6 protein-coding genes are annotated in these 14,212 nt (G+C 36.3%); 2 read left to right on the top strand and 4 right to left on the bottom strand.

The features are described from left to right. Window positions 1-51: 51 nt before the first annotated feature. The 3 genes from GQR56_RS11780 to GQR56_RS11770 all read right to left on the bottom strand — a co-directional run bounded on the left by GQR56_RS11780 (window position 52) and on the right by GQR56_RS11770 (window position 8,970). Window positions 52-2,043, bottom strand: a complete 1,992-nt coding sequence (locus GQR56_RS11780) for an oleate hydratase (RefSeq protein ID WP_166111651.1) — start codon at window positions 2,041-2,043, stop codon at window positions 52-54. 637 nt (window positions 2,044-2,680) lie between these two features. Next, on the bottom strand, window positions 2,681-5,902 hold the full coding sequence (locus tag GQR56_RS11775) for an Ig-like domain-containing protein (protein ID WP_166111648.1): 3,222 nt from the start codon (window positions 5,900-5,902) through the stop codon (window positions 2,681-2,683). A 455-nt stretch (window positions 5,903-6,357) separates the two neighbouring features. Next, window positions 6,358-8,970, bottom strand: coding sequence for a CotH kinase family protein (locus GQR56_RS11770; protein ID WP_166111645.1), 2,613 nt, complete (start codon window positions 8,968-8,970; stop codon window positions 6,358-6,360). Between the two features lie 370 nt (window positions 8,971-9,340). Between GQR56_RS11770 and GQR56_RS11765 the strand changes: the two genes are divergently transcribed. Both GQR56_RS11765 and GQR56_RS11760 read left to right on the top strand, forming a co-directional pair. Next, a complete protein-coding gene (locus GQR56_RS11765) occupies window positions 9,341-10,174 on the top strand; it encodes a mechanosensitive ion channel domain-containing protein (RefSeq protein ID WP_166111642.1) in 834 nt (277 codons plus the stop codon). A 255-nt stretch (window positions 10,175-10,429) separates the two neighbouring features. After that, window positions 10,430-12,496 (top strand): catalase, encoded by a 2,067-nt coding sequence (locus GQR56_RS11760; RefSeq protein ID WP_166111639.1) that lies wholly within the window; start codon window positions 10,430-10,432, stop codon window positions 12,494-12,496. A 111-nt stretch (window positions 12,497-12,607) separates the two neighbouring features. Here GQR56_RS11760 and GQR56_RS11755 read toward each other — a convergent pair whose 3' ends face one another. Then, the gene (locus GQR56_RS11755; RefSeq protein WP_166111634.1) at window positions 12,608-14,203 is read right to left on the bottom strand and encodes a nicotinate phosphoribosyltransferase; all 1,596 of its coding nucleotides are present in this window, start codon (window positions 14,201-14,203) and stop codon (window positions 12,608-12,610) included. Between the last annotated feature and the right edge of the window lie 9 nt (window positions 14,204-14,212).

Raw genomic sequence — 14,212 nt, 5'->3', positions numbered from 1 at the left:
ATCTAAGTTGTTTATCAAGAACGAAGTAAGCCGGACTCAGATTAAACTGTATTATTTATCTCCTTTGTGCAAAAAATTATCTCTCATCGAGCTTACCCAGTTAGTAAATTTATGGATTGCGATATTACCTTTGCCGAGGAGGTCATTTAGCTCTTCTTCAAAATGAGTTTGTTTTTTGTTATCGGCCTCAGGAAGTGGCGGCAAAATATGAGCAAAATAGGTTTTATCAAGCAAGCGATGTAGTAATCGTTCGCCAATAAATGGTTTACCACTGTTAAGTGCACGAGCTCCTTTAATTAAATTACGAATATCGTACTGAGTAGGGCTAATATCGGGCACTTGTTTTGGAATGTTTAGTAACTTATATACACCAATTCTAGCCGTTCTGATGGATGTTTCCATCGTGAAAATCACATCATTACGAGTTTCAACAAATTGACCTACGATACCCAAGTTAGTACAGCCTTGCGGTACGGGGCGAGGTCTATCGCCTACTGCTCGCGGCATAAATTGTGCTGTAATATACGGCATAAGAGCAGTACGTACTTTGGTGTTAGCAACTATGTCGTCAAGTTGCTCTTCAATATTAAGGTGGAAACAAAGCTCAGTCAGTATTTCTTTACCTGTGCATTCAGCCATTGTTTTTTCTATTTTATTTCCTTTTTTATCCATTAATAAGCCGTAAACCCACAGCACTAATATATCGTCGGGTTGCTCTGGGTAGTGAGGCTGCCTGTTACACGTAACACTTAGTAACCAGTTAGAATCGGTGATGGTAATAATACCGCCCGTAACTGAACGCCCAGAATATGGGTCGTTAACTGATAGCGTTTTTAGTTTATCAATAAGCGGTGATGGTTTGCAGGTAAGCGTTGCTGACTCCCACATCGATTTATCTACATTGCCGTAAAACTTTTCAGGATTGCCAAAAACAGGTGATTTTTCTGCAAGGTTTTTCCATAAGTTCCAACCACTGTCTTTACCTGGATCATTTTTTTCGCAAGTAAGAACGGGCACTGTATCCATGTCACCGTATGCGGTTTGTTCTGTCATTGAACCATTGAGAGCGAATACTAAGTCTTTTGGCTCTATTGCAATATATTGCTTTTGCCCTTTCGTAATAGCTTGAAGACCCGCGACTGTTTTTTTATCATCGGTGAAGTTCATATCAAGATCGTGTACGCAGGTATCAAACTGAAATTTAACCCCTTTTTTTCGTAAATAATCCGATAGCGGTTTTATAAATGTGTCGTATTGATTGTATTTAGGAAAAACTAAGAGAGACATGTCTCCAAAGCCATCTATAGAATCGAGAAAGCGGTGTAAGTATAATTTAGTTTCTAAAAGACTATGGCAATTTTTAAAGGCAAACATAGTACGAAATAAAAACCAAAAGTTACTTTTTAAAAAGCCAGCGCTAAAATACTCTTCAATGCTTATGTCATCTAACGCTTCTTTACGTTTTAGCATTAGCTTAATTAATTCCCATTGTTGAGATTTATTTAAACCAAAGTCGGTGGCATCTAATATTTCACCGCAACTTTTTATGAGGCGTGCTTTTGAGTAATTAGGATCGTTGTCGTTAATTAACCTATATTCATCAAGCACAGAGTAGCCTTCAGGAAGCTCAGCTGCGGGTATATCTTGAAATAGATCCCAAAGAGTATCGTAGTTCATGTTCATTTCACGACCCCCACGAATAATATAGCCATCCTCGGGGTTTCCTTGCCCATCCATTGAGCCACCTTCAATACTCATTTCTTCTAAGATGGTAATATTTTCAGCAGGCATATGCGCATCACGAATTAAATAAAACGCCGCAGCAAGACCACCTATACCGCCACCGACTATCCACGCACTACGATTTTCTATTCCGGGTGTTGGTAAGGTTTTATGGCGGGCATAAGGCGAAATAAAATCATAAGGGGGCAGTGTGCCTTTAGGCGTGTTATGCCAAAAGTCTTTAGTTGCATCGGGTTCGTGTTCAAAACCCTCTGGTGCGGTTGCAGAAATATCAAACTTAGAAATCGTTTTTTTAGACATTATGCGTCCCCTTATGGGTAAAATATTAGCAGTATTTGCTAACCCCATAATTGCACGCTCAGACGAGGCTTACTTTGTATTAGATCAAACTTTGGGATTTGAAATAGAAAAATTAAAAACAAAAAAGCCATACAGTTTGTATGGCTCTTTGTTAATTAATTTACTATTTAAATATATTTATAATAAACCTATGGGCGGAACGAGTTACCACAAAAGCCACTACCTGTGCCTGCCGATGGAAGCTCGCCATTAAGTTGTTGGGTCATGTTCGCTACGCGATAATCCATAAATTCGGTTAGACCATAAAAATTATTAACCGATGATGTAAGATTTTGCTCAAACTGTGAGTAGCTGTAAAAAGCTAATTCAAAGCAGGTGGTATTTATGTTTTTTACTTAACACCTTGAGTGTTTTATGACGTAATTGAAAGGGCTCTGTTTTTACATTGGTAGAGGGTTTTTAATGAATATTTGGCATATATGATTATTATTTTTACTTAAGCTAAATAATACATCACGTTATCACCCTATATTATCGAATAAGCCAAATATAGCGTTGTGAATTTAATAACTAGAGTCATGTAATAAGGACCCGACTGATATAATCAATCGGGTCCTTACTCGCAATAATTTAAAAACTAAAGCTTGTACCTACGTGAAAGAGTAATCATCGCAATTAAAAGCAAATAAAACATACTACCAGATGACTTTTCATCATCAGTGCTGCCATCAACATTTTCATTATCAGTGTTGTCATCAACATTTTCATCAACTTCATCAGCGCTTAGAACAATACTAACTGTTTTAATTTCGGACTCAGAAAGTTTATCGCTTACTGAATATTTAAAGCTCGTAGCTTGGTTGCTTTCGCCCTCAGGAGTATAAACAAATAAACCAGTTTCAGATTCTATTGAAACGCTACCATACGCAGGCTGAGAAATGAGTTTAAACGTAATAGGGTCGCCATCTTCATCTGTACCACTCAATTGAGCATTTATAGGATCGCTTCCTACTACATTATAGTTAGCATTCTTAGCAACTGGTTTTGTGTTTGTAAACATGATGGTAACTATGCTTTGTTCGCTATTTGTTATTGAATCACTCGCGGTATAGGTTGCTGTTAAAGGCTCTAGAGATTGTGCGTTAGGTATATATCTAACATTGCCATTATTTTGGTCTATTAACTCAATAGTCCCACTTGCAGGTAGAGTGTTAAAGTTATAGGTGAGTAAGTCTTGATCGTCATCATTACCTTGTAAGCTAAACTCAATAGGCGTGTTCCAATGTGTACTAACAGTAAAGTCATTGGTGGTTGGTTTAGTATTTTTAATTTCAATATCAATATTGGCTACTTCAGACTCTAATCCGTCTAGCACAGTATAAAAATAGAGATTTTCGACTCCAACCTCTCCTTTTGGTGTATATGTAAATCTACCTACCTTATTGTCAATATATTCAATTGTCCCAAGTTTCGGAGTATCAATAATAATATTATCTATATTGTTTAACTGTAAATCTATTTCAATTGGTGAAAGTGCATGAGTTGAAAATGAAGCGTCATTAGGCTTTTCTGATTTTTGGTCTACTTTTTTTGCATATATTACAGCTGAACTGCCTATTGCTGATATATAAGTTGTATCACCAATCGTAGTTGTTTTTAGTTTGTCTGAAAAAATATTATTATTTAAAATAGTGGTGTTTTCACCACTATTTAAATTTAATTCTCGTAAATCTTTACCACACGAATATATTACACGCCAATTTTTTTCAGATTTAGCAACGCCACCTATATAGTAAATCGCAGTACCGCGGGGGTCTGTATCCGTATCACTGTCACATAGATTAGCTGCAATTTTTTCCACTTCACCGTTTGTTTGTAGGTAGGATGCTGTTGAATTACTGTGATTTACTGATACAAGTCTTTCTTCATTCCCAACTTTAACTTTTGTAGCGTAGGAATAATTACTATAGCTCCAATGATGCCCAGAGTCGTATGCATAATTAGTGAATGTGTTATCTACAAAGTCATAAATAATAAGAGAGCTATCATGATATTTTTCGCTAAGAACTAACTTTGGTATATCGCTATTATTTAAATAAATAGATTCCATATCATAAGCTGAAAGAGTCCAGTGAGCAATCGTTGCACTTTTTATAACATCGCCAGTTTGTCCATTTAGAACATATAATATATGGTTGTTGTCGGCTATATTTACAATTAAAAGTATTTCTAAAACCCCATCATTATTAATATCTAAAGTTTTAAGTTGCGTTATCTCTTTTCCTTCTAGTTCGACTTGATACATGAGCTCTGCGTTTTCAGGTGAAAGAACTTGTAACGCTAAATTATCTATATCTTTCGTACCTATTATTATTTGCTTTTTGCCTGTATTAAATAAATCACCTGTTGTTACTTTTTGTGCTAATAAATTTGGGGAGTTAGGATTGGAAACGGATAATATATTTTCTACTTCTGCATAAAAAGGGCGCTTAGTCTCTAAATCAATAACTTTTAAGGTAGAGTAGCTATCTTCTGAATAGATTAGTTCAGGCTTTTCATCGCTATTTATATCAACTACCTCATAGATACCAGAAGAATAAACTAAGGTTTCTTTATTCCATAAGGTTTCTTTTGATGGGATATCTATTATCTTATACTTAGTGCTACTGTTCTCAGCTCTATAAGCACCATCCAAAAATGGTCTACTACCACATGCTAAGTTTAAGTTACCGTCTCCATTAACATCATCAATTAGAAAACTTGCGCTACATTGAAAATCAATTACCTCGTATTCCCAAAAGACTTCAAGGTTTAAAAGTGATAAGCCAAATACTATTTGTCTATCAGGATCAAAATAAAACATACTGTCATTAATACCATCGCCATTATAATCTACGATGGTTTTGTGTAAGTAGCTACCTTCTAAGTTTTCTGTTGTTAAATCGATGGTGTTTGTTCTGGGGTTATAGATGGATATGGAGTTTTTGTTTAGTAAGATTACCTCATCATAACCATCATTATTCGTATCTGTAATTAATAGGTCAAGAGATGCTGGAATGTTAGTTTTTGTAATTAAATCCATACCTGTATTTTGTAATTGCGATATTTGACCGTTAATAAATAAAATTTGTTGTTCATTTTTTTCGGTAAATGATCCTACTTTTTTTATATACTTTAGGTTTTCAACTTCGGTTTCAGGAAAGGGGTAAGTATTTATAATTTCTAGAGTCAATGGATCTAATATATTTACAGTATTATATTGTCTATTGACCACACCATATTTAATAAGCTCATTTACACCATCATTATTGAAATCTAAAACACGAGGTAATGTATAGTCTAATATGTTTATTTCAACTGTGTTTTTAATTTTTCTTGTGGCTAAGTCAACAATGTACATTGCTGTATTATAGTTTGATGTAGGAACTTCTTTTTCTGCTTCAATGTAAAGGTAATGTGAATCAGAGTTTACATCATAAAAATAAAAACTACTTCTAAATAAACCACCGTGATAATACTCAGCGTTGCGATAAGTTTTGCTTAATGGATTCCTTTCATAATATTGCCTATTACTAACAACTATCTTATCAGTTACTTTAAATTCATTATTTTCAATTGAATTAATAAAATCAATAGTACTATTTTGTACAGTAACGATTTCTTTTATACCATCACCGTTAAAATCACCGGTATAAGCGCCTTCAAGGCCAGTAGCTACAGATAAAGTATGGTCAAAAAATTTTGCAATGTACGTGTCATTACTACTTTTAGCAGGTTCTGACGCCAAAGCATAATTACTGGCTATCGCAGTAGTCATACAAGTTAATAATAAAGTGGTTTTTAATAATTTATATTTCATGAAAATCCTTTTAAATTTATGAAAGTTAATTTGAAGCTTTTTAATAAAGGAAAATAATAGATGACAATATTATAACCACAGTTAAATTCCTCATTTATTTCAATGGGTAATCAACTGAATTTATTGTTTGATATTTGAATATTTCATTTGCGGGTAAATGGATACCGGAGGACTAATATTTTGAAATAGATAATCATTATTAATCCTTTAATGAGTATTCGATCACCATTGCTGAATATTAACACCAAATGAATTTAAATAGAAGTGTACCTAAAATAGTTTTTAACAGTGAGTCGCTTTTAGTAATACCTCTTATGATCAGATGACTTATTTAAATTTTTATTGCTAAACGAACTTGAAGTTTTGAAATGGAAAAAAGCCATACAGTGTGTATGGCTCTTTGTTAACTACTTCTTTGTTAACTACTTCATTGTTTAAATATATTTATAATAAACCTATGGGCGGAACGAGTTACCACAAAAGCCGCTGCCAGTACCTGCTGATGGTAGGTCGCCATTAAGCTGTTGGGTCATGTTAGTTACGCGATAATCCATAAATTCGGTTAGACCATAAAAGTTATTAACCGATGATGTAAGATTTTGCTCAAACTGTGAGTAGCTGTAAAAAGCACTTGGATCATTAGCAACATGCTCGCTAATTAAATCTTTTAAATCAGCAATACGTTGACTAAATTGAGCGCTTGAAAGCGAGCCATTAATTAACGTTTGTAAGTACGCATGATACGTTGTTAAGTTACTTTCACTCGCTAATGCGCTTGCTACAAGTGGGCGCTCTGCAAGTGCACCACTGGTTGGTTCGTCTATATAAAGTTCTCGTATATCAACGCCATTACAGTCCATCGTAAATGTGCCGAATGATTCGTTAAAATCCCATGGTAACAAGTTAAACACGCCATCTCTGTCGTATATATAATAGTTGTGCGCTAACGTACCGTGATAGCTATCTAGGTTTGATAGGGCAACACTCACTGATAAATATTTTAGTAAACCGTCTACATCAGTTGCATCGGTTTCGCCGTTATTAATTTGCTCAATAAAGTTTAAAATCGCGCCGTTGTCGGTAGTGTCCTCGTTGGTTTTTAAATTAATGTCAGCGTAGCTTGTAATATCGTTATCTATCCATATTAAGTCACTGCCTGTTCCGTCTGGCTTATATAAGTCGCCATTAGCGTTTTCAAAGTTGTTTTCTAAAAACGTCCCATCAATTGCTTCAACCATAAGGTAAAAACCAAAAAGCTCGCCATTTACATAAAAATTAACGTAAGAATGCTGTGGTGTGGCAATGCCCATTTCGGTTAATAGATCGTAGGCAATTGTTTCACGCATATAAGAAGGGTCGTTGTACGAGTTATGTAAGGTAAACTTTTTCAAACCAAATAGTTTTTGCCCACTAACATACTCGTTTACATCTACTTTAAAGCTGTAGCGATCGCTCGATGAGTTAGCAACACTGGTTAGGCTAGAATTGCCTTTTGTTCTTATTGCTATGTTGTCGAGCGTTACGCCGTTAAACGTAATACTGGCTTCGTGGTACTCTTCATCTAATGGATTATCTAGTATGTCATTCCAATTTTCATCGGTAATGGTTATAGATAAACTATTAACTAAAGTAGGGTTAAATGCTTTTGCTTGACTGTTTTCACTACCTTGAGTCGGCGTTAAAAATGCTTTGTCCCAACTGTTTTCTATTGTAGTAACATCACTTAATCCGTAGCTAAAGCCTGCAATAACATCACTTTCTTTCCAGCTAATGTAGTCAACAGTTTCGTCATTAAGAATTAAGCTTAACTCATCTTCTTTACCTAATTTAAAGTTAACAGTGTAGCCATTACTTTCTTCATCTGTTGCATAAATAACTAAGTATTCGCCAGGTGCTAATGTTACATCAGGTAAGCTTTGTGGCTCTATGTCGTCGCTTTCATCAATAATGCTGTAGTTTGTTAGGGCAACATTATCGGTGCTGCTGTTGTATAGCTCAAACCAGTCCGCTGAGCCGTTTATGTCACTGGCAACAACTTCACTTATAACTAAAGGACCATGTTGACCTAGTGTATTTGCGGTTAAAGGTGTTGGTGTTAATATTTTTGTAGCGTCGCTGCCATCAGGAAAGCGACCATAGCTAAACTCAATGAGTGCTTGGCCTTTATCCCACGCTAGTTGATCAACTAAATCGTCGCCGTTATAGAGGCTAACTTCATCACTAGAACCAAGCTTAAACGCAACCGTTTCTAAATCATCTGTTTCGCTTGTGGTTGCGTACACACGATAAAACTCACCAGTCGATAATGTAATATTAGGTAAAGCCATACGTTCACCGTCTTCATCGGCAACGGTGTAGTCGCTTAAGTTAACCGCAGACGTGCCAGTAACAAAAAACTCAATCCAGTCGTATCCATTATCGCTATCGCTGGCAACAATTTCATTTATTCTGATTGGTGCATCGTTATTAGTTATTTTATCTAAAGTGACAGATGAGTCGTCACTAAGCTCTTCATTAGCAGCGTTAGGTGTTGGGTTTAGAGTTTGCTCAGTACCTGTGCCATCGGTAAATAAACCGTAACTTGCGCCTTGCGGTGCATCGCCTTCCTCCCAATCTAATTGGTCTATTTGTGCTGCGTCTTTAAACAGAGTTACAGCATCATCGCTGCCTAGTTTAAAGGTAACGTAATAACCATCATCAGGAGGAGTATCTGCTTCATCTATGGCTTGAATAACAATAAATTCGCCAGCAGCTAAAGCAATGTCAGGTAGGTATTGCGCTTCATGCTCGGTATTGTCGTCAACAATACTATAACTAGAGAGCGTGGCTATATCTTGTAATGCATAAAGCTCAATCCAGTCATTACCGTCATCAGCGGCAGAAGCAACAATTTCATTAATAACGAGTGATACAGTAGAGGTGCTATCAGTGTTATCAGTGTTATCAGTGTTATCAGTACTTTCTGATGTATCGGTATCAGTTGTATCGGTGCTTTCGCCTGAGTCACCGCAGCCAACAAGTACGCTGGTGGCAAGTAATAAGCATATATAAATAGGGTTATATTTCATGTTTTAGCCTTTTATGCAATTTAAGGCATTAAATTAACATTCAATTGTGTAAGAAAAGTGCAAGTAAAGTGTAATGAAAGTGCAATATTAAAAAGATCATATTAAATTTTTACATGATTAATATATAAATAATTATTTAATAAATAAAGTAAGAACTTTTTTTGTTGTTTATTTACAATTAGATAGCTTGTTTTTGTTATTGGTAGGAAAATTTTTAGTTTAACTTTCATTATTTCTTAAATGCTTTTGCGCATATGTAAAACTACTTATTTATTCGTACATTAGTTAATTTTTTGTTAAGATACTGCGCTTAATACGGAATAGAACAATTTAATAGCTTTATAGAACAGCTGTAATAACAGGAAAAATAATGGAAAACATAATAAATAACATTGATATAAATCAGTATCTACCTGCTGCAATTACATGGGCGACTAACATTTTGCTCGCTGTTGTAATTTTGCTTATAGGCATGTGGTTGGCGAGTAAAGTAAGAAACATCATTATTGGTTTATGTCATAAGTACACGCATTTTGACGACACGCTATTTCGTTTTTTAGGTAGCATGGCACGATACATAATATTAGCGTTTGTTATTATTGCAGTATTGAATCGCTTTGGTGTACAAACAGCCTCTATTATTGCTTTATTAGGTGCTGCTGGTCTTGCTATAGGCTTGGCATTACAAGGTGCAATGTCGAACCTTGCGGCTGGCGTTATGTTGCTTATATTTAGGCCTTATAAAGTGAGTGATTTTATTGAAGCAGCAGGGCGCTTTGGTAAAGTGATGGAAGTTGATATGTTTACTACTATTTTACAAACATTCGATAATCAACAAGTTATCATTCCAAATAGTCAAATTTGGGGAGCGCAAATTATTAACCATTCACATCATCCAATTCGTGGTGTTGATATGCATTTTGGTGTTGCTTACGATGAAAATACAGATGCAGTTCGTAAAGTTATTGATGCTGTACTTGCAGCGCACCCACACATACTAAAAGATCCAGCGCCTTTTGTTGAAGTAGAGACACTTAACAACAGCTCAGTAGACTTTTTAGTAAGACCTTTTTGTAAGGGTGAGCATTACTTTGATGTTCTTTACACTGTGCCAGAGCTAATTAAAAAAGCACTTGATGAAAACAACATCGAAATACCTTTCCCACATCGTAAAGTTATTTTAGTTAACGAGAATAAAGGCTAACTCAATTTAAAACGATTTAAACTTAAATTAAAAGGCGCTTTTTAAAGCGTCCTTTTTTGATCTTGAAAAACTTACAGAGCTCTGTAAGTTCTTCTATTTATAACACCTTTTAATTCTTCACATTTACTCTGTATCCCGCGCTTTTATTACGCTTACTGTTTGGTCTTTATTTTGCATTTAGCTCCATTGCCTTTGCTGTTAAAGCAATAAAATTAAAACTCACCCAATCACTAAAATTGTAATGAAGGATTAGACATGGCTGAATCATTTAAATACGCAGGAAAAAAAGGAAACGGCGGCGAGCTGCGCCAACGTGCATCAGACGGTTACCCAACAATGACTACCGCGCAAGGTTGTCCTGTGAGCGACGATCAAAATTCGTTAAAAGTAGGCAAACGCGGGCCTGGTTTAATGGAAGATCAAGTACTGCGCGAAAAGCTTTTTCATTTTGATCATGAACGTATTCCTGAGCGAGTGGTGCATGCCCGTGGTTACGGAGCACATGGTTACTTTGAAACTTACGATTCGTTAGAGGAATTAACCTGTGCAGATATTTTTAAACGCAAAGGCGAAAAAACACCCGTGTTTACGCGCTTCTCTACTGTTACAGGTAGCAAAGGGTCTCCAGATTTAGCACGTGACGTACGCGGTTTTGCCGTTAAATTTTATACACAAGAAGGTAACTGGGACTTGGTGGGTAACAATATTCCGGTGTTTTTTATTCAAGATGCTATGAAGTTTCCTGATTTAGTTCATTCGGCTAAAGCAGAGCCTGACCGGGGTTTTCCGCAAGCGCAAACCGCACACGACAACTTTTGGGATTTTGTAAGTTTATCCCCAGAGTCAATGCACATGGTTATGTGGGCAATGTCTGATAGAGCTATCCCGCGCTCGTTGCGATTTATGGAAGGTTTTGGTGTTCATACTTTTAAATTTATTAATGACGAAGGTGAGGAAAAATACGTTAAGTTTCATTGGAAACCAAAAGGCGGTATGCAATCGGTGGTATGGAATGAAGCGCTTAAATTAAATGGTGCCGATCCCGATTTTCATCGTCGCGATATGTGGGAGTCTATTGGTAATGGTGACTTCCCAGAGTGGGAACTTGGTGTACAAGTATTCGATCAGCAGTTTGCTGATGAGTTTGAATTTGATGTATTCGATGCCACTAAACTCATACCAGAAGAGCAAGTACCTGTTAAAATAGTGGGGCGAATGGTACTTAATCGTGTAGTAGATAACTTTTTTGCAGAAACAGAGCAAGTTGCATTTTGTACTCAAAACATTGTGCCAGGGCTCGACTTTACACCAGATCCATTATTACAAGGGCGTAATTTTTCATACCTTGATACTCAAACAAAACGCCTTGGTGGACCTAACTTTACGCAAATTCCGGTAAATGCGCCTAAGTGCCCAATGAGGCATTTTCAGCAAGATGGGCATATGGCGATGCAAAACCCTAAAGGACGTGTTAACTACGAGCCTAACTCATGGAGTGCAAGCGAAAATAATCCTCGCGAATGTCCAGCGCACGGATTTAAAAGCTCATCAGAGCAAATGAGTGGGGATAAGCTACGTTATCGTTCAGACACATTTAGTGATCATTACAGTCAAGCTCGTCAGTTTTACTTAAGCCAAACAGAGGTAGAGCAAGCGCATATACAATCTGCGTACGTGTTTGAGCTTTCTAAAGTCGAGCATGTACCAATACGAGAGCGTTTGGTATCGCATTTATTAAATATTGACGAAACCCTCGCAAACAAAGTTGCCAAAGGACTTGGCTTGCAAGAAATGCCAGACCCAGCTGAAGCTGCTATGCCAACACGTAAAGACTTGCCTGTATCAGATGCGTTAAGTATTTTAAAAAATGCGCCAAATACATTTAAAGGTCGCAAGTTAGGTATTTTAGTGAGTGACGGATTTGATGCAGACATTTTTGAATCGGTTGTAAATTCTCTTAAAAACGAAGGTGCTAACTTTGAAATTATTGCCCCACAAGTCGGTGGTGCTAAATGTAGTAAGGGTAAGCACTTTGAAGCCGATCAGGTTATTAATGGTGGTCCATCGGTTTTATACGATGCAGTACTTGTACTCACCACTGAAGAGGGAGCCGAAAAACTAGCTGCTATTGCAGAAGCTAAAGACTTTGTAAGTGATGCGTATGCACATATGAAATACATAGGTTTTACAAGTGAGGCTAAGCCATTATTTAAAGCCGCAGGGCTTGATAGCAAGGTTGATGATGGCTGGATTGATTTAGCTACCGTATCAGGTGAGGCATTTGTTAAAACGTTACGTAATTTACGTTTTTGGCAGCGCTAAGTATTTATGAGAACTATTTATTCTAAATATATTTTGAAGTAAGTTAATTTTCTCTTAAACTTAAAAGCCGCTGTATTGCTACAGCGGCTTTTAGTTTAGTGCTAATAAGCTTTAAATTTGTTGATCTATTAAGCTTCTTATTTCACTTAGCGTGGTTTCTTTAATTATTTTGCCATCTTCAAAAACTACTTCTAATAGTCCTTGTGCTTCTTCTTGCTCGGTTACGTCATCAAATAAAGTAAGTTCGCCGTTTACGCGTTCAACTTTTAAAAGTCCTTTTGCTGATTTTTTCTTTGAATCAGTTTTTGGGTCTTTAAATATAGCAACACGCTTACCATTTTTTACTATGCTCGTTGCTTTAACTGCTGAGCCGTGAGTATCACGTGTTACATATTGATAGCTATATGAACCCATACCTAAAACCACTTTTGATGCAAAACCCTTGTCCATAAGTCTTTGTAGAATTTGGCGTTGGCGCGTTAAAGTAATTGCATCGCCGTAAATAGCACCAATATGCTCATCAAGTAACTTATAACCTTTAGGTGTTGTTGTGCCACCAAATATGTCCCATAAGCATTCAATAAGCCCTTTAACTTCACATTCCATCAGTTCGATAGTGTTGTTGTCTTCAAACCCAAAATATTGACCGTTAAAGTAATACGCTTCATAGCCTTTATTAATAACTTCAGCTTCAGCTTCATTTTGAGTTGTAAATAATTCACTGTAATCTGATATAGGTGAAACATTATATCCGGTTAACATTTTAACAGGATCCCCTGAATCGGGGCGAATAACTAGCGTGCCATCACGTGCCATTATTTCGCTTTTTAACTGTGGTAAATAATCAGTTACTAGAGTCCAAAAATCCCAAGTATCAGAAACAACACTTAAAATACCTTTAGGTGACTGTTCTTGCATTAAATATTTAAAGAACTCAATTTCGCCTTCCAGTATCCAAGAACATGTAACCGAGTGCTCTGTTGCATCTACTGAGCAACCAACAAGTTCGTTATCTACATTTGCACCGTAATATTTTTCAGCAAATAAAACCGCAGTAATAACATCCGTACCAACAAGTCCCGATGCTAAGTGACCAAAGCCACTCATTGCCGCAGCATGTTTACCAAACATACCTCTAAAGCTAAAGTCATGACCTTGAAATGGTACAAAATCCATATCTAAGCCAGTTTTAATTGCAAATTCTTTAAATACTTTTAAATAAGCGACAGCCGTTGTAGTGCTTGTCTGAATTGGCCAGTTTTCACAGCTTAATACCGTTTCAATCATATTAGTTAGCCATTGAAAACCCGCTTTTGTATTCACTATAGTCACTGGCGGTACTAAGTAAGGAACTAATGTCCCCTCAGGCAATGCTTTTATTTTTAATGGTAAGTAACCTAAGTCATGTAAATCTTCTAAGTATTTCACATCAACAGTATAGCCAAGCATTGAGCTCATAATACGTTTATGGTTAGCAACAGCCGTTGCTTTATCTACTTTAAAAAACTCATCCCATTCTTCTTGAAGGTAACTTTTAATAAAGTATTGAAGACCAACAAACGCGACTTTATCGTTATTTTCTATGTTACTTAGTTTGCCACTACGAGAGGTATAATTTGCATATACCTCTGTTACGTCAGGGTGATAAGCGCGGCTATGAAATTCTTTATAAACGTCTTTTTGCATACTTGCAGCTGTAATAGTCATCGTGTTTTC

The sequence above is a fragment of the Pseudoalteromonas sp. Z9A5 genome (assembly GCF_011378875.1).
In the GTDB taxonomy this organism is placed as follows: Bacteria; Pseudomonadota; Gammaproteobacteria; order Enterobacterales; family Alteromonadaceae; genus Pseudoalteromonas.
Note: the sequence above shows the minus strand (reverse complement) of the source record. Positions and strands in the feature narration are given on the sequence as shown.

Excerpts from the sequence above, each read along its gene's own strand:
- GQR56_RS11780 (WP_166111651.1), bottom strand. The coding sequence starts at position 2,043 with ATGTCTAAAAAAACGATTTCTAAGTTTGATATTTCTGCAACCGCACCA.
- GQR56_RS11775 (WP_166111648.1), bottom strand. The coding sequence starts at position 5,902 with ATGAAATATAAATTATTAAAAACCACTTTATTATTAACTTGTATGACT.
- GQR56_RS11770 (WP_166111645.1), bottom strand. The coding sequence starts at position 8,970 with ATGAAATATAACCCTATTTATATATGCTTATTACTTGCCACCAGCGTA.
- GQR56_RS11765 (WP_166111642.1), top strand. The coding sequence starts at position 9,341 with ATGGAAAACATAATAAATAACATTGATATAAATCAGTATCTACCTGCT.
- GQR56_RS11760 (WP_166111639.1), top strand. The coding sequence starts at position 10,430 with ATGGCTGAATCATTTAAATACGCAGGAAAAAAAGGAAACGGCGGCGAG.
- GQR56_RS11755 (WP_166111634.1), bottom strand. The coding sequence starts at position 14,203 with ATGACTATTACAGCTGCAAGTATGCAAAAAGACGTTTATAAAGAATTT.